Origin of the sequence: Rhizobium sp. FKL33 (assembly GCF_005222915.1) — a bacterium.
Classification (GTDB): domain Bacteria; phylum Pseudomonadota; class Alphaproteobacteria; order Rhizobiales; family Rhizobiaceae; genus Rhizobium_E.
Window position 1 is genome coordinate 95,857 of record NZ_STFX01000010.1, and the last position, 22,904, is coordinate 118,760.

A 22,904-nucleotide genomic window follows, 5' to 3' on the forward strand; every position below is an offset into this window, starting at 1 on the left:
GGCGGCGCGTGATCGCCGCCCGGCTATCCGTCATTGCCTCATATCGGCAAGCGCTTGACAAGCGAATGCTGCCCTTCCACTGATACGGCATGGGGGCACGTGGATTTACGATACCGGCACTGTTGGGTGGGGCGCTGATCAGCGCGTCGTGTCTCACTGTGCTCGCCGATCCGCTCCCCAGACCACCACCCGCAGCCGGCGCCGTCATCGCCCGCAAAAGCGGCGAAGAAGTCCGCTTTATCGACGCGTCGCAATGGCGCTTTGTCGATGTCAAACAGGACCTGCTGGCCGGCGACGTGTTGCGCACCAATGCCGTGGGCCAACTCGCGATCCTGTTTTCCGATCGCACGCAGATCCGGCTTGGCCGCAACTCCTCGCTGGTGGTCAAGAAGCTCGCCGCGTCCGACGCCGAGGAGACGGTGTTCGAACTGCAATCTGGCTCTATCTGGGCGCGTGCCGAGCGCGGCGGCTCCAGCGTGAAGGTGGAAACCCCCGCAGCAACCGCCGCCATTCGCGGCACCGACTGGACGATGACGGTCGCCGGATCCCGCACCGCGCTGCGCGTGCTCGATGGCCGCGTCTCGCTCAGCAATCCCCAGGGTTCGGTCGATGTGGCGCAGGGACAGGCGGCGGCGGCGACGATTGGGCAGGCGCCGGAGATGCTGGCGATCGTCGATTCCGACGACCGGGAACAGATGCTGTTCTATCTGCCGCGTCGCGAACCCTTCGAACGGATGTCGCCCACATTCGGCCGGCCGGTGGAGGTCCGTCGCACGATCACCGCCATCTCCGAGAAAGACGCCGCCGCGCGTAGCGTCGAAGAGTGGGTCTCCCTGGTCGAGGGACAGTTGCGGCTCGACGGCGTTCTGGCGGCGGAGCAGACGCTGGCCAGTCTCGACGACAGCAAATTCAGCCACAGTCAGCGCGCCCGACTGACGCTGGTCAGGGCGATCATCGCCGGCTTCAAGAGCGATTATAAGACCTCCGCCCGCCTGTTTGCCGAAGCGAAGCCGGGGCTCGACAAACGCCGGCAGGGGATTGCGCTCTATGGCGGCTATTATGCGCGGACACTCGCCGATCCAAACCATGTCGAGCCACTGCCGACTGCCGTGGATAGCCCTGAAGCGGCGTTCCTGCGCGCCTATGCGCTCGGGTTTCTGAAGGATCTCAAGTCGACGATCGCGGAATTCAAGAGCGCGGAAAAACGTTTTCCCGACGATCCCGTGCTTCCCGCCTATCGGGCCTGGATCGCGCTGCTTCTCAATGACCGGGAACAACTCCGCGAAGCAACGGAGCGTGCTCTCGACCTCGATCCAGACGACCCCGTAGCGCTTGAAGTGTCCGCTCATTACCTCTGGAGCATTCAAGGCGATTTGAAGGGGGCTTTGGCTCACGCTAGATATGCTGCCGAAGTGGAGCCTGGCTCCTCGTCCACTTGGAACCAAATAGGCGGGATCCAATCAGAACTGGGCGGCATACGAGAGGCGGAAGCTGCATTTCGCAGATCCCTAGCTATCGATCCACAAAGCGTAGCAGCTTTTACCAATCTCGCGATTTTCTATCTCGATCTGGATCGTGTGAACGACGCGAAGCCCCTGATCGACAAAGCGTTGTCGCTGGATCCCGGTTTCTCTCCCGCGCTCGTTGCCCGTGGCCGATACTTTCTGCAGACCGGTAAAGCGGATCTCGGCGTCGAGGATCTCTTCGCCGGGTCGGTGACAGACCCCGGCTATGCTCAGGCCCAGCTTGGTCTTGCGGCGGCCCAATATCAGAAAGGCGATCGCGTCGCCGCCGATCAGGCGCTCGACAACGCCGAACGGCTCGACAGCAATGATCCGGTGGTGTCTGCCCTGAGAGCGCGCATGGCGCTCGATGATTATGACTCCGTCAACGCCATCCGCTACGCTCGCGACTATGTTCGCCTGTCCCGTGCGAGAGGCGGCTACTACGGGGCGCTTGGCGCCAATCAGGAATCCGGATCGACGCTCAATGACGCCTTCCGCTTCCAGGGGCTGAACGCCTGGGCGGAATACTATTCAGACGCTGTGTTCGATCCCTTCTCCGGCTCTGCGCTGATCGACCAGTCCCTGCGCGGCAGCCCGCCCGGTTATTTCACCAACTATTCTTATGGCGTCGATATCGTCCAGAACGCCACGACGGTACGCTCCGCCTCCACGCTGTTCCAGGGGCTGTTGCTGGAGCCGAGCATGCTGTCGGGTCCGATCGTGCATCCGCAGGTTCTTCGCGCGCCGTTCATCGAGACCTCGATCGGCGCTGGCGTGGCGGTGTCCGGTTCAAATGTCGGACCGGTGGTGAATGCCGAAGTGCAGGCCTTCTCCAATTCCACGATTCCGCTCAGCGTCTACGCCAATTTCGATTGGGAGCGGACGACGGACGACCGGACCGTGGGCGATACCGGCTCCATTGCCTCCACGAGCGAACTGGGCAGCGGTCTGCTTTATGTCACGGCGAGCCCCACGACCTATGATCGGGTGGTTGGATTTTTCAATCTGGCGAGGGAAAATCAGGATTACCTGCGACTGGCGCGCGACAGCAATCCTGCAGATTCCGATATCCATGGCGATGGCAAGGCCATCGTAGCTGGTCTGGGTTGGAGCCACACGCTGGCCTATCACGACGTCGTCAACGCCGCGCTTTTTTACACCAAGGCCAGAGGAGACATCGCGCAAACTGACAATTATCTACAACTTCCTGACCTGCCCTCGCCATATCCCGTTTTGAGCGACCAGTCTGTCAAACAAGAAACTCTGCTCGGCTCTGTAGGGCGTACGGTCGAAACCGGGGACGTGACATGGCTTTATGGAGTGGAAGCCGGCTGGCAGACGCAAAATACGCAGTTTGCGTACAGCGAATTGGAAGATCCGAGCACAAACTTTCAACTCGCCTCCAGCGGCGACAAGATGATTGGTCGCGCCTATCTCGACGTCCTGCACGACTTCGCGCCCGGCTGGAAAGCGGAATATGGCGTAACGGCTTCGATGTTAGGTGGGGGCGAGGATGGCGCTCGAAGGCTCGATCCCCGCGCAGGTCTTGCCTGGGAACCGGTCGATGGCCAATGGCTTCGTCTCGGCTATCTCGGCGAAAGCTTCGAATTCACCACGCCGTCGCTTTCGCCATCTGGCGTGGTCGGGTTGCAATCGGCGCAAGTTCCCATCGATTCCAATGGCGGCGTCGATACGCTAGCGGCGCGATGGGATGCAGAGTGGACGCCGAATGTCTTCTCCTCCGTGGAATATCAGCATCAGGACATCGAGGATTTCTTTGTATTGGTCCCAGGCCGGAATTTCGGCGTGTCGGTGTCTGAGGGGGCGTCCGACCGCCTGAGCGCCACCGCCAATCTGGCCTTGAGCGGTGGGCTCGGCCTGTCCGCCACCGCAATCCGGACCTGGTCGGAAAACCAGGATCCGCTTTCGCGCAACGAAGGCGACCGCATGCCGTTCATGCCCTCCTGGGCGGGACAGGTGGCGGCGACCTGGGTCAATGAAAACAATCTTCGTCTGACTGTGGCGGGCAATTATCTCGGCCAACGCATCGATGGGGCGGGCGCCACGCTCGACGATGTCTGGACGCTCGACGCCGGCCTGACATGGGAGCCTTTCGGCAAGCGCTATTCCCTGGAGCTCTCGGCCTACAATATTCTCGACGCTGATTTCGAAATTTCCGACGGCGTGCCCGGTTGGGGTCCTTCCTTCCGCGGCATGTTCAAGGCTCGTTTCTGATGCCGACATGGGCCGAAGGCTGGCGGCGATGGCGCGGCTTTGGCGGACGACGAGGGCAGATCGCCCTGTTGTCAGCGCTTTTATTTGTCGCCGTCGCCGGTCTCGCGCGGCTGCCTTTCTGGCCGCTGGTCGATTATCGCGCCTTCGACTATCTCTCCACCATCGGCGCGCCGCCGCTGCCGGAGGATGCGCCTATCGTGGTCGCCATCGACGAGCCGTCGCTGGCCGACATCAACCAACGCTGGCCCTGGCCGCGCAGTCTGCATGGTCGGCTTATCGAAGCTCTGCGGGCGGGCGGCGCCAAAGCCATCGGCTTCGATATCGTCTTTTCCGAGCCCTCCACCGAAGCGGAAGACGCCGCCTTTGAAAATGCGCTGGGACCAGATGTGGTGCTCGCCGCCGATGAATCGCTCGTGACCGCCGATCAGGCCGATCAGTTGATCCGCGCGATGCCGTTGCAGCGATTCTCCGATCGCGGCGCTTTCGCCGGCGTCGCCTCGGTCGCGCTCGGCCGCGATGGGGTGCTCCGCGAAGCGCCCTCCTATCCCGACGGCTTCGCCGCCATGCTCGCCAAGGCGGCCGACGATGCTTCCGACACGCCTGAGGCAGGCCGCCTGATCCAGGTGTTCGGCGGCCCGCGCAGCTACCAGACGATCTCTTATTATCAGGCGCTTGATCCAGACAATTTCCTGCCGCCCGGTCTGCTCAACGACCGTGTCGTCGTCGTCGGGCTCAGCCTGCAGAACGCCCCGACGCTCGACAGCGGCGGCGCCGACGCTTTCGCCACGGCGCATACGGTGCATGACGGGCGGCTGACTGCGGGGGCGGAAATCCAGGCGACGATCTTCGACAACCTCCGCCATTCCCTGTCGATCCGCGACGGCTCGGACGCGCTGCGGTTGGGACTGCTCCTCTTCGTTGCGATCGCTTCGGCTCTCATCGTTTCGACCAATTCCGGCTGGCAGGGTTTCGGCGTTGGTCTGGCGTTGATCAGCGCCGTTTTCGTCGCGACCTGGTTCATGCTGCGCTTCGGCCGGTTGTTCATTTCACCGATGCCGTCGCTGGCGGCCTTCATCGCCATTCATGCAGGGCAAGCCATGATCGACTACGCGCAGGAGCGCAAATCGCGCCAGCGCATCACCAAGGCTTTTGCGCACTATCTCGCGCCGGAATTGGTGCACCAACTGGCGCGTGACCCGTCTCGGCTGAGGCTCGGCGGCGAAAAGCGCGATCTCTCCATCCTATTCTGTGATGTGCGCGGCTTCACCACCATCGCCGAGCAGCTCAAGGACGATCCGGAACAGCTGACCACCCTGATCAACCGCCTGCTGACCCCGCTTTCGGACATCGTGCTGGCGCGCGGCGGCACGATCGACAAATATATCGGCGATTGCCTGATGGCGTTCTGGAACGCGCCGCTGGAGTCGCCCGACCACGCTTTTCTTTCGGTGTCGGCGGCGCTGGATATGCTGGACGCCATGGATGCGCTCAACCGCACGCTGGAGGCGGACGCTCGGGCGCATGGCCGGCGGCATTTTCCGCTCCGCATCGGTGTCGGCGTCAATACGGGCGATTGCGTCGTCGGCAATATGGGGTCGACGGCGCGCTTCGACTATTCGGTGCTGGGCGACGCGGTCAATCTCGCCTCCCGCCTCGAAGGGGCCTCAAAGCTCTACGACGTGCCGCTTCTGATCGGCCCGGAGACGGCTCGCATCATCGGCGACAGATTGGCTGTGTTCGAGCTCGGTCGGATCGTCGTCAAGGGCAAGACCGAGGAAGCGCCCGTGTTCACCGTTCTGCGCGCAGCGTCTGCTTCCGTTCGCGCCCGCCATCGGGAGCTTCTCGACGCCTTTTACTGCGGCGATAACGCCGGGGCGCAACAGCTGGCCGTGACGCTTGCCGCGGATAATCCGGCGCTTGCCGGTTATTATGCACGGTTCGATGTGATCGCGGGTGATGAGAATCCGTTATAGCATCCTGATGCGCTGAAGCACGTTCTCCACGATTTCTTCGACCGGCGAAGTTCCATCCACCCGGACATGCCGTTCGGGGGCCTGCGGCCGCTCCAGCGTCGCGAACTGGCTGTCGACGAGGCTTGCGGGCATGAAATGCCCCGGACGATGAGACACCCTCTCAAACGAGGTTTCGCGGCTGATGTCGAGGAAAACGAAGATCAGGTCGGGCGCGTGCTGGCGCAAAGCTTCGCGGTACTTCTTTTTGAGGGCGGAACAGGTGGTCACGGTCGAGCGACCCTTGGCGAGATTGCTGTCGAGAGCCCGTCCGATGCTTTCCAGCCAGCCGACGCGATCCTCGTCGGTCAGAGGCTCGCCCCTGGACATTTTCGCGACATTCTCCGCGGGATGCAGCGCGTCGCCTTCGATGAAGTCAGCGTCGAGCGCCACCGCCAAGGCTTCGGCGACGGTGGTCTTGCCGCAGCCGGACACGCCCATGACATTGATGGCGATGGGCTTGCTCGCATCGCTTTGGGTCATGTGCCGTCTCTCCCTGTCGCCTCAGCTGCTTGGTCATCGCCCAGATGAAATGTGTCGCCCGGCAAGGGGTTCCCAATAGCACGGTCCGAAACACGAATGAAACCATGCCCATCGATTTAGTCCGAAGCCGAATCGGGAAATCTTTCGCAGCTGCGAAAGACAATGCGCCTCCAAGGGAACCAAAATGAAAAAGACCACCCACCAGCCCGTCGACGCCGCCGAAGTGCCGCGCTTTGCCGGTCATGCCACCTTCATGCGCCTGCCGGCGGTTCCCACCGCCGAAGGGCTCGATATCGCGCTGGTCGGCATTCCCTGGGATGGCGGCACGACCAATCGGGCAGGCGCGCGCCATGGACCGCGCGAAATGCGCAACCAGTCGAGCCTGATGCGCCGCATCCATCATGTCTCCAAGATCGCGCCTTTCGACCTTGCCAACGTGGCGGATGTCGGCGACGTCTCGGTCAATCCGATTGATCTGATGGACGGGCTGAAGCGCATCGAGGACGGCATCGCCTCGATCGTGGCTGCCGGCGCTATCCCGCTTGCGGCGGGCGGCGATCATCTGACCACGCTACCGTCGCTCCGCGCGGTGGCGAAGAGCCGTCCTGTCGGAATGATCCATTTCGACGCCCATTCCGACACCAACGACACCTATTTCGGCGGCAATCGCTTCACCCATGGCACGCCCTTCCGCCGCGCCATCGAAGAAGGTCTGCTCGACTCCAAGCGGATCGTGCAGATCGGCATTCGCGGCTCCAACTACGAGCTTCACGAGCACGGCTGGGCGCTCGAGCAGGGCATCCGCATCATCTATATGGAGGAATTCGTCCGCCGCGGCGTCGAGGATGTGATGGCCGAGGCGCGCGAGATCGTCGGCGCCCAGCCGATTTACGTCACCTTCGACATTGATTGCATCGATCCCTCGCAGGCTCCCGGCACCGGCACGCCGGAGATCGGCGGCTTCACCACCCGCGAAGCTCAGGCGCTGGTCCGCCTGCTCGAAGGGCTCGACATCGTCGGCGCTGACGTTGTCGAGGTCGCCCCACCCTTCGATATCGGCGGCATGACCGCGCTTGCCGGCGCGACCATGATGTTCGAACTGCTCTGCGTGATCGCCGCAAAATTTCGCTGAGAGGCGAAACGTCAGCCGATGGTCATCAGGCTGGCGTTTCCGCCTGCAGCGGCGGTGTTGATCGAGGTCGAGACCTCTTCGAGCAGCCAGTTCAGGCAATAGGCGTCGGCATCGCTGGCGACAGCCTCGCTCGACGCCGCCTGTATCAGCACCAGCGGGCCGGGGAGATCGGCGATGCGGCGGCTGACCTCGGTGATCCTGCCGGCGTCGCCTTCGACCAGCGCGCCCGAGAAGGGACCAGCGGCTGCCCAGTTGCTCGCCCAGACGAGACGGCCGGACAGACTCTGCGGCAGATCCTTCAGGTGGTCGCCAAGCCCGGCGTCCTTGTCGATGACGGCCGTGTTGCCAGTGGCGAGCGCCGCCGCCAACTGGCGATAGAGCCCGGTTCGGCTAACCGGGGCCAGCAGAATTTTGCCGCGCGGATGCAGCGCATAAAGGTTGCGTTCGCCGACAGGGCCGTCGAGTTCGGTCTCGAAACCAAGCGCCGAACGGCTGCCAAGCGTGCGGGCGAACTCCGCTTCATCTTCATGCCCCAGCGCGTCGAGCCAGGAGGCGAAGTCGCGCAATGCCGGATCGCTATGGGCCGAACTCACCTGCGGCGGGGCCGGGGCCTTCTCCACCAGACGGCCGAGATAGAGCGGACCGCCGGCCTTGGGGCTAGTTCCCGACAGGCCGCGACCGCCGAAGGGCTGCACGCCAACGACGGCGCCGATGACGTTGCGGTTGACATAGATATTGCCGACGCGAACGCGGCTCGTCACATGCGCGATGGTTTCGTCGAGGCGGGTATGCAGGCCGAAGGTCAGCCCATAGCCGGTGGCGTTGATGGCGTCGAGCAGTCGGTCGAGATCCTTGCGACGGTAACGGATGACATGCAGCACCGGGCCGAACACTTCGCGCTTAAGGTCGGCGATCGACTTGATCTCGATGATCGTGGGGGCGACGAACGTCCCCTTATCCGTATCGGCCCCCAGCAGCAGCCGCTCGACCTTGCAGCCGAGCGCGGTCATGCGCTCGACATGCGCCTCAATAATTGACTTGGCCTTGGCATTGATCACAGGGCCGATATCGACGGCGAGCCTGTCGGTGGAGCCGATGCTCAGTTCGTTCAATGCGCCCTTCAGCATGGTCAGCGTGCGGTCGGCGATATCCTCCTGCAGGCAGAGCACGCGCAACGCCGAGCAGCGCTGGCCGGCGCTGTCGAAGGCCGAGGCGATGACGTCGGCGACCACCTGTTCGGCGAGCGCCGAGGAATCGACGATCATCGCATTCTGGCCGCCGGTTTCCGCGATCAGCGGGATCGGGCGGCCAGATTTCGACAGCCGCCCGGCAAGATTGGACTGAATGAGGCGGGCGACTTCGGTCGAGCCGGTGAACATGACGCCGGCGGTCTCTGGCGCGGCGATCAGCGCACCGCCAAGCTCCCCGCCGCCGGGTGCGAGTTGCAGGGCAGAGACGGGAACCCCGGCTTCATGCAGGATCTTGACGCTTTCGGCGGCGATCAACGGCGTATCTGGCGCGGGCTTGGCGACCACCGGGTTGCCGGCGACAAGCGCCGCCGCCACCTGTCCAGTGAAGATCGCCAGCGGGAAATTCCAGGGGCTGATGCAGACGATCGGGCCGAGCGGCAGATGCGCAGGTCCCAGAGTGCGGCGCGCCTGTTCCGCATAATAGCGCAGGAAATCGATCGCTTCGCGCACTTCGCCGATGGCGTTGGGCGCGGATTTGCCGGCTTCGCGAATGATGACGCCTATCAGCGTTTCGATCCGCGCTTGCATCATGTCTGCGACGCGATCGATGCAGGCGGCGCGTTCTGCGGGCGGGGTTGCGGCCCAGCCTTCTGCGCCCTGTGCGGCGGCGGCCATCACCGCGCCGGCGTCGTCTGCCGCGAGTTCAGTGACATGGCCCACCACATCGGCATGATTGGCGGGATTGAGAACCAGCCGCGTCGTTCCGCGCGCGTCGACGCCCGACAGGATCGGTTCGGCGAACCAGCCGGTCGAAACGGTCGCCTTCAGCGACGCCGACAGCTGTTCCAGCGTCGTTTCATTTGAGAGGTCGAGACCAGCTGAATTGCGGCGCGCTCCGAACAGATCGGCGGGCGCGGCGATTTTGTCATGCTGGCTGCCGACAACAGGCATCGCTTTGACGATGTCGACAGGGTCGGCGACCAGATCGTCGATCGAGACATTCGTATCGGCAATGCGGTTCACGAAGGAAGAGTTGGCGCCGTTCTCCAGCAGACGCCGAACGAGATAGGCGAGCAGCGTCTCATGCGTGCCGACAGGCGCATAGATGCGGCAGGGACGGTCGAGCTTGTCGGCGCCGACGACTTCCTCATAAAGCGGTTCGCCCATGCCATGCAGGCACTGGAACTCATATTTGCCGACATGGAAATCCGGGCCGGCCATATGGAGGATGGTCGAGAGTGTCTGCGCGTTGTGCGTGGCGAATTGCGGGAAGATCACGTCGGTCGCCGCCAGAAGCTTGCGGGCGCAGGCGATGTAGGAGACGTCGGTGTAGATCTTGCGGGTGAAAACCGGAAAGCCATCGAGACCGTCGAGTTGCGCGCGTTTGATCTCGGCGTCCCAATAGGCGCCCTTGACCAGACGCACCATGATGCGGCGACGCGAACGGCGGGCGAGATCGATGATATAATCAAGCACATAGGGGCAGCGCTTGCCATAGGCCTGCACCACGAAGCCCATGCCGTTCCAGCCCGACAGCGCCTCGTCGAGGCAGAGTTCTTCGAGCAGATCGAGCGAGAGCTCCAGGCGATCTGCTTCCTCGGCGTCGATATTGAGGCCGATGTCATAGCGCTTGGCGAGCGCGGCGAGCGCCTTCACCTTGCCGAGCAACTCGCTCATCACCCGCGCCGCCTGGGCGCGGGAATAGCGCGGATGGAGCGCCGACAGCTTGATGGAAATGCCCGGCCCTTCATAGACGCCGCGGCCGACGGCGGCCTTGCCGATAGCGTGAATGGCGTTTTCGTAATCGCGATAATAGCGTTCGGCGTCGTCGGCTGTGGTGGCCGCTTCGCCGAGCATGTCATAGGAATAGCGGAAGCCGCGCTCTTCCAGCGGCCGGGCGCGGCGGAGCGCTTCGTCGATGGTTTCGCCGGTAACGAATTGCTCGCCCATCAGCCGCATCGCCATGTCGACGCCGCGCCGCACCACCGGCTCGCCGCAGCGGGCGATCAACCGGGTCAGCGCCGCCGACAGCGAGTGATCATTGACGGTGGAGGCCAGTTTGCCTGTTACGACCAGTCCCCAGGTCGCCGCGTTGACGAACAGCGAGCGGCCGCCGCCCATATGCGATTTCCAGTCGCCCTCGGCGATCTTGTCGCGGATCAGCGCGTCGCGGGTGGCGGTGTCGGGAATGCGCAGCAGCGCTTCGGCGAGACACATCAGCGCGACGCCTTCCTGGCTCGACAGCGAGTACTCCTGCACCAGCCCTTCGACGCCTGTGCCCTTGTGTTTGGCGCGGAGCGCTGTGATCAGGTTGCGAGCAGTGGCCTGCGCCTGGGACTGAACCGATGGCGACAACGTTGCGGCGTCGAGAAGCGGCGGCAGGCATTCCGTCTCCGGCCGTCTGTAAGCCGCGGTGATGGCGCGGCGCAGCGCCGATTGCGCCCGGACCTGCGGCGCGAAATCGCTGAACGGGGTCGGTTGGGATTGAAGTGCGGGCGAAGCGGCGGTCTGGGACATGGATCACCTCTTTGGGGGCTCAAGGGCGCGCAAAACCGTGCGGATGCACCGGTTTTCTCGACGAGGATCATAGCGCCTTTCATGCGGAATTGCTTGACTAAAAATGCGCTCGAAAATAAGCGTATCGACTAAAGTGAAATCAATAATCAGGCGATGAGATGAGAAAAGCCGTCGCGGATGGTGATTTAGACCAATTCGATCTGAAGATCCTGGATGTGCTCGCCGAGGATGGCCGCATCTCTGTGACCGATCTTGCCGTAAGGGTCGGTCTGTCGAAGACACCGTGCCAGATCCGCATGCGGCGTCTTATTGACGACGGCTATATCGACGGTTTCAAGGCGGTGCTCAATCCGATCAAGATCGGCCTCGATCACGTCGCCTTCGCCGAGGTGAAACTGACCGACACCCGTGAAGAGGCGCTGTCCAGTTTCAACGCCGCCGTAAAGCGGATCAAGGAGGTCGAAGAGTGCCACATGATCGCCGGGCGTTTCGATTATCTCCTGAAGATCCGCACGCCGAGCATTCATCGCTACCGTCAGGTCTTGGGCGAAAAGATCTCCAGCCTGCCATTCGTCGCCAGCACCTCGACCAATGTGGTGATGGAGTCGGTCAAAGAAAACTGGGGTTGAGACGATGCAGAGCCCGCGCCGTTTCCTTCCCGCCCTTCATTATCTCTCCGCCTTCGAGGCTGCGGCGCGCACCGGCAGCGTCACGGCGGCGGCGCGTGAATTGTCGCTGACGCAAGGGGCGGTGAGCCGGCAGATCAAGGCGCTCGAAGAGCAGTTGGGCGTCGAACTTTTCCACCGCGAGAAGCAGACGATCCGGCTAACCGCGGGCGGCGAGGCCTATGCCCGCGATATCCGCGATGCGCTCAGACTGATCAGCACCGCCTCTCTCAATCTCCGCGCCAATCCGTTCGGCGGCACGCTGAACCTTGCTGTGCTGCCGACATTCGGCGCACGCTGGCTGGCGCCGCGTCTGCCGCGGTTTCTCGAGGCCAATCCCGGCGTCAGCTTCAATCTGGTCACGCGGCTCAGCTATTTCGATTTTCGTCTGGACCCCGTCGACGCCGCCATCCATTTCGGCGGTCCGGAATGGCAGGGCGGGGAAATGGCGATGCTGCGTGGGGAAACGGTCTCACCGGTCTGCAGCCCTGATCTCAAGGCGCGCTTTGACTTCACCGATGCGGTTTCGGTGCGTGATGCGCCGCTTCTGCATCTGACGACCCGCCCCGATGCCTGGGAACGGTGGCTCCGTCATCACGGCGCGGCGGATGATAGCGTGCGTGGCATGTTGTTCGACCAGTTTTCAACCATCGCCGAGGCGGCTATGGCCGGCATGGGCGTGGCCTTGCTGCCGGACTTTCTGATCGGTGACGAACTGAAGTCCCGCCGGCTGGTCAAAGCCATCGATCTGCCGATGATCAGCGAAGGGGCCTATTATCTCGTCTGGCCGAGCGAGCGCGCTTCTTATCCGCCGCTCGTCGCCTTCCGGGATTGGTTGCTGGCGGAGACGGCGGGAGATCGCTGACGGCGCGGTCGCCCGCGCCGTCGCTGGTCTCAACCCAATCAGAAAGGATAATGCTGATGGGGATCTTCGATGGTGATCCAGCGGAGATCGGTGAATTCCGCGATCGCCGCCTTGCCGCCGAAGCGGCCATAGCCGGAATCCTTGACGCCGCCGAACGGCATCTGCGCCTCATCGGCCACTGTCGGCCCGTTGATATGGCAGATGCCGGTCTGGAGGCGTTGGGCGACCGACATGGCACGCTGGATGTCTCGACTGAAGACCGCCGAGGACAGGCCGTATTCGGTGTCGTTGGCGACGCGGATCGCTTCGTCCTCATCCTTGACCCGAACGACGGGTTTCACCGGGCCGAAGCTCTCTTCGTCATAGCTGCGCATGCCGGGCTTGACGCCATCCAGCAGTGTCGCTTCGACGACGCTGCCGGTCACCTTGCCGCCGGCCACCAGGCTTGCGCCCTTGTTGATGGCGTCGGAGATGAAGTCTTCCATCTTCTTCGCCGCTTCCGGATTGACGAGCGAACCCAACACCACATGGCCGCGCGGATCGCCGGCAGGCAGGTGCGACGCCTTGGCGGCGAGTTTGGCGACGAATTCATCGGCCACAGCCTCATGCACGATCAGACGCTCGGTCGACATGCAGATCTGGCCCATATTCATATAGCAGCCGAAGGCGGCGGCGTTCACGGCCGCGTCGATATCGGCGTCGTCGAGCACGATCAGCGGGGCCTTGCCGCCCAGTTCGAGCAGCGCCGGCTTCAGGTGACGGCCGCAGAGTTCGCCGATGATCTTGCCAACCTTGGTGGAGCCGGTGAAATTGACGCGACGCACTTCGGGCGCGGCAATGAGAGCCTCGACAACTGCCGCCGCATCTTTCGGGGCGTTGGTGATGACGTTGATGACGCCATCAGGCAGGCCGGCCTCGACCAGCACCTGGCCGATCAGCACATGCATGCCCGGGCAGGCTTCGGACGCCTTGAGGATGACGGTGTTGCCGCAGGCGATCGCCATGGCCACTGCGCGGGTGCCGAGAATCACCGGCGCGTTCCAGGGCGCGATGCCGACACAGACGCCCGCCGCCTGACGCACGCCCATCGACAGCGTTCCCGGCTTGTTGGACGGAATGATTTCGCCCTGGATCTGCGTGGTCATCGCTGCAGCTTCACGCAGGATGTTGGCGGCGAGCATGGTGTTGAAACCGCCCCACGGCGCGGTACCGCCGGTCTCCGCGATCATCAACTGGATGAACTCTCCGGCCTTGCTGTCCATGATGTCGGCGGCCTTGAGCAGCAGCGTGCGGCGCTGGCCGGGGCCGGTCTGCGACCAGGCGGGAAAGGCGGCCTGGGCAGCGGCGAAGGCGGCTTTCACATCGTCTATCGTCGACGCCGGGGCGCGGCTCGCCACTTCACCGGTGAAGGGATCGATGCGATCGAAAGTCGCGCCGGACGTCGCGCCGACCTTCTTGCCGCCGATAATCTGTTGGATTTCAAACATGTCTTGTCCTTTCTTCACATAAACTCAGAAGCCGAGCACGTCGGCGTTGATCGAGGCTTCGAGGCCGCCGTCATTGGCGATGTTGGCGCCGTTGATCCAGCGCGCCGCATCGGACGCCAGGAACAGCACCACGGGTGCGATGTCGGATGCATTGCCGGCGCGGCCGACGCGGTCGATGTCGGAATTGACTTTCGCGTCTCCCAGCACCGAGCGGAATTCCTTGAGAATTTGCGTCTCGACCGGGCCGGGGCTGACGGCGTTGACGCGAATGCCGCGCGACTTGAACAGCGGCTGATGCGCCGCCTTCATCGTCCAGAGCAGCAGCAGTTCCTTGGAAAGGGGATAACCTTCCTCATTCTTGACGCCATTTTCGGCAATGACGGCGGCGATGTCCGGGTAACCCTCGACCCCGACCATCGCCTTGGCGCGGGCGAGATTGGCCCGCCATCCATAGCCGGCGATGGAAGCGACGTTGACGACCGATCCGCCCTCGCGGATCTTGGGGGCGATGGCTTCGCTGAAGGCGCGCAGGCCATAGAAGTTGATCGCCAGGGTCTTCTCCGCCCCGATGACGCCGGAGACGCCCGCGACGTTCAAGACCGCGTCCACCCGCTGTGGCAAGCGGCTCACGACCGCTTCGATGCCCGCCGGAGTGGATAGATCGCCTGCGATGAAATTCGCCTGCGGCGCGGCGGGTTCACGGATGTCAACGCCGATGACGTCGGCTCCCTGCGCGATGGCGAGTTCGGCGGTTCTTGCGCCAATGCCCGATGAAGCGCCCGTTACGACGATGGTCTTGCCGAGAAGCATGGTGTTCACTCCCTTTCTCTCAGTCTTTTTTGCAGATGTTGCGGTAGTTTGAGCCGGTAGCCCACAGGCATCAGCGACAGCCCGGTGCGCTGCTCGATCGCGCCCCAGATGCCCTTTGGCGCAAACAGCGAGAAGAGCAGAGCGGCGAGCCCCAACCCGATCAGGTACCAGACGCCGAAGGCGCCGAACCAGGTTTCGATGATGAAGAAGATGATCGCCCCGAGGATCGCGCCTTCGAAGGTTCCGATGCCGCCGACCAGCACCATGAAGATCATGTAGGCGGTCCATTGCACCGAGAAATAGGTCTTGGGCTGGAAGCTGGTGGCGCTGGCGAGCCAGAGCGCGCCGGCGGCGCCGATGCCAAGCGCGGCGAGCACGAAGATCAGCCGTTTGGCGGCGGCGACATTGACGCCGAGGGCGCGCGCGGCGTCCTCATTGTCGCGGATCGCCTGGATGGCGGCGCCAGTGCGGCTGCGGAGCAGCGCGAAGAGCGCGCCGAGAATGGCGGTCATCGCCGCAAGCGCCAGCCAGTAAATGATCGCGCGGCGGGAGCCGACGTCATAGGCGTTGAGAGAAATCAGCGAGGTGCCGGTCTCGCCCTGAATGAGGCTGTCGAGATTGACCAGCATATGGGTCAGCGCCGAGACGACCCACATGCCGATCGCGAATTCGCCGCCCTTCAGTCTGAGCATGACCAGCGACAGGGGATAGGAGACGCCGGCGACGACGATGGTGGCGATGCCCATCGATAGGAACGGGTCCAGGCCCTGATCGGCGATGCGCACGGTGAAATAGGCCCCGAGGCCGAAGAACACCTGTTGGCCGACCGAGACCAGGCCGCCGAAGCCGGCGAGCGCGTTCCACATCGCCGCCAGGATCACATAAATGAACAGCGCGGTCATCCGGTCGATCAGGCCCGGTCCCATCGCCGCAGGGGCGAGGGCGAGCAAAGCGAGGATTGCAGCGACCGACCAGGCGGCGCGGCGCGACGCAGGCGTCCAACGTTCGACCGACGCTGCGGTCGGCAGGGATTCTGTTGCGGAGCGGCTCATGCGGCGCGTCCTTTCGCGAGAAGTTTGGCCGGAAGCAGTGCGAGTTCAGGCAGGAACAGCCTGCCGAGCAGCACGACGAGGAAGGTGACGTGGCCGGCGATCAGGAAGCCGAGCGGATGGATGGAGGCGCCGAGCGACTGGGCGATCCCGAGCACGATGCCGCCGATCAGCGTACCCCAAAGAGAGCCCGCGCCGCCGATGACGGAGGCCTCGAAGGCGAAGAGCAGTTGCGGCGCGCCGGAATAGGGGTCGAATGTCGCCCGCATGCCCAGAAACATTCCGGCGATGGCCACTGTCATCATCGCAATCGCCGCCGCCGCTGCATTGACCTTGGCGGCGTCGATGCCGACGAGCCCGGCGGTATCCGGATCTTCCGCCGTTGCGCGGATCGCGCGGCCGAGCCGGGTATAGCTCAGCATCAATTGCAGCCCGGCCAGAAGCGCGACTGCGGCAAGGAAGATATAGACAGGCAATTTGCCGACATAGAGCCCGCCCGGTAGTTCCCAGCTTTCCCAGGACAGATCGCCGATGGCGTTGGCGAGCGAGCGGGTGTCTGCGCCGAATTGCTCGAACAACGCATTGTCGATCACCATGGCGAGGCCGAAGGTCGACAGGATCGGCAGGAGTTGTCCAGCCCGCGCCGAACGGTCGAGAATGAGGCGCTGGATCAGCCATCCGGCCGCCGCCATCACCGCCATGGCGATGATGAAGCAGAGCCAGAGCGGCAGACCCGCCTTCTCCGTCAGGACAAACAGCAGATAGGCGCAGGCGACAGCCAGGCTGCCATGGGCCAGATTGATGATCCGCATCACTGAGAACATGAAGGAGAGGCCACAGGCGATCAGCGCGTAGTAGCCGCCGAGCAGAAGGCCTTGGATGAGCTGGTTGATCATGCGTGCATCTCCTTGCCATGCGCGCGGCCGAGACCGAAATATGCGTCGGTCACCTGGTCCCGCGTCAGGGACGCCGCGGGGCCTTCCAGCACCACGCGACCCTCCAGCATGCAGAGCAGGCGATCGGCGACGCGCATCGCTCGCGTCAGGTCCTGTTCGACCAGGATAATGGTGGTTCCCGACTTCATCAGGCCATCGAGCGATGCGTAGACCCGATCGACGATCAGCGGCGACAGGCCGAGAGACACTTCGTCGAGAATGAGAACATCGGGATTGCTCATCAGCGCGCGACCGATGGCGGTCGCCTGCTGTTCGCCGCCTGAAAGATGCCCGGTCTTGGAATGCAGCCGCTTCTGAAGATTCGGAAAGATGTCCAGCACGCGCTCGACCGACCAGTCGCCCTTGCGACCGGCTTCCGCGCCGAGCAGCAGATTTTCCCGCACGGTCATCGAGGCGAACATCCGTCTGCCCTCCGGCACGAGCGCGATGCCGGCGCGGACGCGTTTGTGGGAGGGAAGGGCGGTGACATCCTCGCCGTTCAACAGGATCTTGCCGCCGGCTGCGGCATGGCCTCCCGCAAGCGTTCTGAGCAACGTCGTCTTTCCTGCTCCGTTCGCGCCGACAAGCGCCAAAGTCTCGCCCTTTGACACGGAAAAGGACACGCCGCGGACTGCTTCCAACAGGCCATGGCGGGCCGTGAGGTTCTGGATATCGAGAATGCTCATGCGGGACCTCCGCCGAGATAGGCTTTGACGACTTCCGGATGCGCCATCACCATTTTGGGCTCGCCGTCGGCGATGATGCGGCCGGCGTCCATGCAGATCAGGCGGTCGACGACCTGCAGAAGCACATGGACGATATGCTCGATCCAGACGATACCGACGCCGCGGCTCTTGAGACCCTGGATGGTGTGCACGAGTTCCTGCGCTTCGGAATCGGTCAGCCCGCCGCCGATCTCGTCGAGCAGGATCACTTTGGGCTGGGTGGCCAGCGCCCGGGCGAGCTCGAGCCGCTTGCGGTCGAGCAGGCCGAGCGTCTCGGCCTTGCGATTGGCGACCGGCAACATGCCGCAGACGTCGAGGGACTGAATGACCCGCTCATAGGCCTCGTCGCGGCTGTTCACATCGGAATGCGAAGCCGCGACATAGACGTTTTCGAAGGTCGTCATGCCGAGAAAGGGTTTCGGGACCTGATGCGTGCGCACCAGCCCCAACCGGCAGCGTTCGGCCGCCGATTGGCGCGTCACATTTCGTCCGCCGAATTCCACACTGCCGGCGCTGGGCGGGAAAGCGCCCGCCAGCGTCGCCAGAAGGGTGGTTTTGCCCGCCCCGTTGGGGCCGACAATACCGACCGCCTCGGTCATTCCCATGGAGAAATCGACATTTTCCAGAACGCTCAGCGAGCCGAAACGCTTGTAGATGCCTTTTCCCGAGAACCGGCCCGCGCCGGTTCCTGCCTCTTCCGCATAGAGCATGTCGCCTCGCGCGCCTCAGCCGTTATAGGGCAGGAGCTTGGCTCCCACCGGCACGTTCGGATCGGTGGCGTTTTCAGTCACCACGTAATCCAGCGGGAATTTCGAGCCTTCCGGCGCCTTCACCCATTGCGTGCCGATGATCGGGCCGGGCGAGACGTTCGGCACGGGACCGGAGGTGAAGTCCACCTTGCCGGCGATCGTCACCGTGTTCAGCGTCGACAAGGTCTTGACCACCGCATCCTTGCTCTTGGGGTCGGCGGATTTCTTCAGCGTGTCGAAGCCGGCGTCGAGCAGCGAGAGCGTCGCGCCGAGTTGTTGCGTCCACTGCTTGCCCGACTCAGCCTCGTAACCGTCCGCCAACTCCTGGCCGGAAACGCCCGTTACGCTGGACTTGTAGGGGAAGGCCTTGTGCCAATAGGCGGCGCTGCCGAGATTGACGCCCAACTGCCCCAGCGCCTCGACGCCCGAGGGGAAGAGGCCTGTCTTCGCCACCTGGATGATCTTCACCTGGCGATGCAGACCCTGCTGGGCAGCCTGACGCCAGAAAGTGGCGAAATCCGGCGGGATCGGGAAGGTGTTGATGATTTCGACGCCTTCCTGCTTGAAAAGGGCGATCTGGCTGGAAAAGTCGGTGGTGCCGGTCTCGTAAGCGCCGGGATCGATAATCTTGAAGCCGTCCTTTTCGAGCAGCGGGGCGAGATTGGCGCGGATGGCGTTGCCATCGGCGTCGTTGGGATACATCACGCCGACCTTCTTGTTGGTCTCGATCAGGTTCCATTGCGACACATAGGTCTTGTGGAACTCGCCGACGCCGAAGCCGAAATGATAGGTCCATTTGAACGGCGAGGGCTGTCCCGGCTTGGCGCCGCGGCCGAAATACCACGCTTCCCAGGGCATGACGGTGGAGAGGCAGGGCACGCCGGCCGCTTCACAGGCGTCGGACACCGGGTTGATGGTCTCAGGCGTCGAGACGGCGAGCATCAGGTCGATGCCTTGGTTGTTGATGAGATCCTTGGCCAGTTGGCCGGCGCGGGATGGATCGGATTGAGTGTCCTGATCGAGGATTTCGACCTGATAGGTCTTGCCGCCGATCTCCAGTCCGTTGGCGAGCGACTTGCGCACGAGGTCGAGCACATAGCCGTCGGTCTCGCCGAAGCCGGCGAGGGGGCCTGTGCGCGGGCTGATGAAGCCGACCTTGATGACGTCCGCCGCCAGCGCGGGGCGCACGCCGATGGCGGCTGCTGCGGCGAGCGCGCCGGCGCCCGCCATCAATTCGCGGCGCGTGACGCCGCCTTGTGTCTTCTGATGATCCGTCATGTTTCCACCTCCCATGTGGTTTTGCTCTCAAGTCTCCGCGCGACGTTCAAATCGGATAGTCGCGCGGCCCCTCCGCGATGGTCACCCATCGCAATTCCGTGAATTCGTCCAGGGCGGACTGGCCGCCGAAGCGCCCGTAGCCAGAGGCCTTGACGCCGCCGAACGGCATATGCGGCTCGTCTTCCACCGTCGCCGAATTGATGTGGCAGATGCCGGATTCGATCCGCTGCGCCACCTGCAGCGCGCGGCTGACATCGCGGCCGAACACGGCCCCCGACAGGCCGTATTCGCAGTCGTTGGCCACCGAGATCGCCTCCTCGACGTCCTCGACGCGAATGATCGACGCCACCGGGCCAAAGCTCTCTTCATGATAAAGCCGCATGGGTCGCGTCACCCGGTCGATGACGGTAGCGTCCATCAAGGCGTCGCGCGCATCGCCGCCGGCGCGGAGTTCGGCGCCTTTGCTGACGGCGTCGTCGATCATCGCACGGACGCGGCGGGCTGAATCGCTGGTGATCAGCGCCCCGAGCGGCATATGCCCCCGACCTGGATCTCCGGCCTTCAATGTTTTGGCTTTGGCGGAAAAGCGCTCGACGAAGGCGTCGGCGATGCTGTCGAGCACGATGATCCGCTCCGTCGACATGCAGATCTGGCCCTGATTGTAAAAAGCGCCGAACGCCGCGGCGCGGACCGCTTCCTCCAGATCGGCGTCGTCGAGCACGATGAACGGCGCCTTTCCGCCGAGTTCCAGCAGGCAGCGCTTGAGATACTTCGCCCCGAGCAGCGCGATCGAGCGTCCGACGCGGGTGGAGCCGGTGAAGTTCACGCGCCTGACAACGGGGTGGCCGATCAGGGTTTCGACGATGATCGACGCATCGGCCGGAGCATTGCTGATCACGTTGACGACGCCGGCCGGAAAACCTGCTTCGGTCAGCACGTCGCCGATCAGCCTGTGGGTCGCGGGGCAAAGCTCGGACGATTTGAGCACTACCGTATTTCCACAAGCGAGAGCCATGGCGACCGAGCGGACGCCCAGCAACAGAGGCGCATTCCACGGGGCCATCGCGAGACAGACGCCGGCGGGTTGCCGCATTGCAAAAGACGTCATTCCGGTCTTGTCGGTCGGCAACACCGAGCCGGTGATCATCGTGGTCATTGCGGCCGCATCAAGAAGGATTTCAGCCCCGAAATTCACATTTTCATCGCACCACTGACGGGTCGCCCCCGTCTCGGCCATCATGCGGACGGCGACGTCTTCACGCTTTCCCTTCAGAACCGATGCCGCCTTTTCGAGTAGAGAGCGACGGACGTTCGGCGATGTGGCCGACCATTTCGGAAAAGCGGCGGCGGCCGCAAGCGCGGCAGCCTGCGCGTCTTCGATCGATGCTGCGGATGCGATGCTGGCCACGTCGGCCGATACGGGATTGATGCGTTCGAAGGAAGCGCCGGTGCTCGCGGCGACGGACTGACCCGCGATCAAGAGGCTCGATCGCAACGGCGCCAATGACCTGCGCCGGTCCTGGGACCGACTGGCTGAATTGCTTTCCGTCGTAAGTGGCTTGGAGCCCATTGACGCCTCCTCCCAAAGGCTGCCGCAAGACTAGTGTGCAAAAGCCAATTAAGAATGTGAATAAGTGGCGTTGACTTGTTTGAATATGGGGAAGTTTTGACAGAAAGCATCAATTGTCAGGTTTGGCGCGTGCCCAATCGGGGTTGGGATGGCTCTTGTCGCTGCCAAGCGCTCCGGTCCAATCTTGCGCGAGCCTTGCGAGGGGCCTGACAACTCTCCGGGAGAGGGACAGAAAAATCTTGACGCGACTCGTCGCCTGTCGCACCGTTGTTACGGAGTTCGGCGAAGAATGCTAAGTTCGCCGTAATTGACATCGCTTCCTGTTAGTTTCGTCTCGGCGCGTATTTCAAATCGGCGAGAATCGTGGAAGGGGTGTGTCAAAGGTTGACGCTCCGTTAATCCTCGGCATGACGCCGTTAACGCGGAGACGATACCATCATTTACGGAGATTTGGATGGCTATCCCGTCCAGTATAAATGTCGACAAAGCAGTAGGCCGCCCGGCGGATGAGACCATTGCGCTGGATGCGCAGGCTCTTTCGGCGCAGCTGAAGGCCATGCGCGAGCGGCTGTTTCCGCCTGCGTCGCAGAAGACGCTGAGATCGTTCACCTCGGGAGAGGCGGCGCGGCTTGTCGGCGTGTCCGACGGCTATCTGCGTCAGTTGACGCTCGCCGGCGAGGGGCCGCAGCCGCAGATCGGTTCGGCCGGACGACGCTATTATTCGCTGTCTGATATCGACGCGCTCAGGCGCTTCCTCGCCGACCAGGCGCTCGCCAAGGGCAATGACGCCAAGGCGCGCACCTATCTCAAATGGCGCGACCCGGCGCGCAACGAGCATTTGCAGGTGATTTCGGTCACCAATTTCAAAGGCGGTTCCGGCAAGACCACGTCCGCCGTCCACCTCGCGCAATATCTCGCCATGACCGGCCATCGCGTGCTCGCGGTCGATCTCGATCCGCAGGCCTCGTTGTCGGCGCTGTTCGGCTATCAGCCTGAACTCGATCTCAGCGGCAACGACACGATCTATGGCGCGATCCGCTACGACGACGAAGTGCGGCCTTTGCGCGACATCATCCGCAAGACCTATTTTCACGGCCTCGATCTCGTGCCCGGCAATCTCGAACTGCAGGAGTTCGAACATCAAACCCCGCGCGCGCTCTCCATGCGCAAACCGGGCGACGAGAACAGCCTGTTTTTCGCCCGCGTTCAGCAGGCGCTGGAAACCGTGGCGGACGATTATGACGTCGTCGTGCTCGATTGTCCGCCGCAACTCGGCTATCTCACGCTGTCGTCGCTCTGCGCCTCGACATCCGTGATCGTCACCGTGCATCCTCAAATGCTCGACGTCGCCTCGATGAGCCAGTTCCTGTTCATGACCGCCGACCTTCTCGCGGTGGTGCGCGAAGCGGGCGGCTCGCTGAATTTCGATTTCCTCCGCTATCTGGTGACGCGTTTCGAACCGCATGACGGGCCGCAGACGCAGATCGTCGGCTTCCTTCGCTCGCTGTTCGGCGACCGGGTGCTGACCGCGCCGATGCTGAAATCGACGGCGGTCTCAGACGCCGGCCTCACTAAGCAGACGCTTTATGAAGTCGGCCGCGAGAATTTCAGTCGCGGAACCTATGATCGGGCGATGGAGTCCCTCGACGCCGTCAACGCCGAGATCGAAAAGCTCATTCATACGGCATGGGGGCGGTGAG

16 protein-coding genes are annotated in these 22,904 nt (G+C 63.3%); 6 read left to right on the plus strand and 10 right to left on the minus strand.

The window, feature by feature from the left end; translation table 11 throughout:
• Positions 1-89 precede the first annotated feature (89 nt).
• On the plus strand, positions 90-3,740 hold the full coding sequence (locus E8Q41_RS08045; protein ID WP_137155009.1) for a FecR domain-containing protein: 3,651 nt from the start codon (positions 90-92) through the stop codon (positions 3,738-3,740).
• Complete coding sequence (locus E8Q41_RS08050; RefSeq protein ID WP_137155010.1) at positions 3,740-5,713, plus strand: adenylate/guanylate cyclase domain-containing protein; 1,974 nt, start codon at positions 3,740-3,742, stop codon at positions 5,711-5,713. Before E8Q41_RS08045 ends, E8Q41_RS08050 begins: the two co-directional genes overlap by 1 nt.
• Here the strand turns inward: E8Q41_RS08050 and E8Q41_RS08055 are convergent.
• Positions 5,708-6,232, minus strand: coding sequence for a gluconokinase (locus E8Q41_RS08055; protein WP_137155011.1), 525 nt, complete (start codon positions 6,230-6,232; stop codon positions 5,708-5,710). The genes E8Q41_RS08050 and E8Q41_RS08055 overlap by 6 nt on opposite strands.
• Before the next feature lie 184 nt (positions 6,233-6,416).
• On the opposite strand from E8Q41_RS08055, the gene speB reads away from it, so the two are divergent.
• The gene (gene speB / locus E8Q41_RS08060) at positions 6,417-7,364 is read left to right on the plus strand and encodes an agmatinase (protein WP_137155012.1); all 948 of its coding nucleotides are present in this window, start codon (positions 6,417-6,419) and stop codon (positions 7,362-7,364) included.
• Positions 7,365-7,375: 11 nt separating this feature from the next.
• Here the strand turns inward: speB and putA are convergent, their stop codons facing one another.
• Positions 7,376-11,071 (minus strand): trifunctional transcriptional regulator/proline dehydrogenase/L-glutamate gamma-semialdehyde dehydrogenase, encoded by a 3,696-nt coding sequence (gene putA, locus E8Q41_RS08065; RefSeq protein ID WP_137155013.1) that lies wholly within the window; start codon positions 11,069-11,071, stop codon positions 7,376-7,378.
• Positions 11,072-11,229: 158 nt separating this feature from the next.
• Here putA and E8Q41_RS08070 point away from each other — a divergent pair, with 158 nt between their 5' ends.
• Entirely contained in the window at positions 11,230-11,700 is a 471-nt protein-coding gene (locus E8Q41_RS08070) for an Lrp/AsnC ligand binding domain-containing protein (RefSeq protein ID WP_137155014.1), read from the plus strand.
• A gap of 4 nt (positions 11,701-11,704) precedes the next feature.
• Positions 11,705-12,601, plus strand: coding sequence for a LysR family transcriptional regulator (locus E8Q41_RS08075; RefSeq protein WP_137155015.1), 897 nt, complete (start codon positions 11,705-11,707; stop codon positions 12,599-12,601).
• Positions 12,602-12,639: 38 nt separating this feature from the next.
• Here E8Q41_RS08075 and E8Q41_RS08080 read toward each other — a convergent pair whose 3' ends face one another.
• The 8 genes from E8Q41_RS08080 to E8Q41_RS08115 form a co-directional block, all read right to left on the minus strand.
• On the minus strand, positions 12,640-14,088 hold the full coding sequence (locus tag E8Q41_RS08080) for an aldehyde dehydrogenase (RefSeq protein ID WP_137155016.1): 1,449 nt from the start codon (positions 14,086-14,088) through the stop codon (positions 12,640-12,642).
• A gap of 24 nt (positions 14,089-14,112) precedes the next feature.
• On the minus strand, positions 14,113-14,898 hold the full coding sequence (locus E8Q41_RS08085) for a coniferyl-alcohol dehydrogenase (protein WP_137155127.1): 786 nt from the start codon (positions 14,896-14,898) through the stop codon (positions 14,113-14,115).
• A gap of 5 nt (positions 14,899-14,903) precedes the next feature.
• Positions 14,904-15,950 carry a branched-chain amino acid ABC transporter permease gene (locus tag E8Q41_RS08090; RefSeq protein ID WP_137155017.1) on the minus strand — a complete coding sequence of 349 codons (1,047 nt, stop codon included), beginning with the start codon at positions 15,948-15,950 and terminating at the stop codon, positions 14,904-14,906.
• A complete protein-coding gene (locus tag E8Q41_RS08095; RefSeq protein WP_137155018.1) occupies positions 15,947-16,843 on the minus strand; it encodes a branched-chain amino acid ABC transporter permease in 897 nt (298 codons plus the stop codon). Before E8Q41_RS08095 ends, E8Q41_RS08090 begins: the two co-directional genes overlap by 4 nt.
• On the minus strand, positions 16,840-17,568 hold the full coding sequence (locus E8Q41_RS08100; RefSeq protein ID WP_137155019.1) for an ABC transporter ATP-binding protein: 729 nt from the start codon (positions 17,566-17,568) through the stop codon (positions 16,840-16,842). The genes E8Q41_RS08095 and E8Q41_RS08100 overlap by 4 nt, the downstream gene beginning before the upstream one ends.
• On the minus strand, positions 17,565-18,317 hold the full coding sequence (locus E8Q41_RS08105; protein WP_137155020.1) for an ABC transporter ATP-binding protein: 753 nt from the start codon (positions 18,315-18,317) through the stop codon (positions 17,565-17,567). The genes E8Q41_RS08100 and E8Q41_RS08105 overlap by 4 nt, the downstream gene beginning before the upstream one ends.
• Positions 18,318-18,332: 15 nt before the next feature.
• Positions 18,333-19,586 (minus strand): ABC transporter substrate-binding protein, encoded by a 1,254-nt coding sequence (locus E8Q41_RS08110; RefSeq protein WP_246660129.1) that lies wholly within the window; start codon positions 19,584-19,586, stop codon positions 18,333-18,335.
• A gap of 94 nt (positions 19,587-19,680) precedes the next feature.
• The gene (locus E8Q41_RS08115) at positions 19,681-21,204 is read right to left on the minus strand and encodes an aldehyde dehydrogenase (protein WP_137155022.1); all 1,524 of its coding nucleotides are present in this window, start codon (positions 21,202-21,204) and stop codon (positions 19,681-19,683) included.
• A 454-nt stretch (positions 21,205-21,658) separates the two neighbouring features.
• Here E8Q41_RS08115 and repA point away from each other — a divergent pair, with 454 nt between their 5' ends.
• A complete protein-coding gene (gene repA, locus E8Q41_RS08120) occupies positions 21,659-22,903 on the plus strand; it encodes a plasmid partitioning protein RepA (protein ID WP_137155023.1) in 1,245 nt (414 codons plus the stop codon).
• Position 22,904 lies beyond the last annotated feature (1 nt).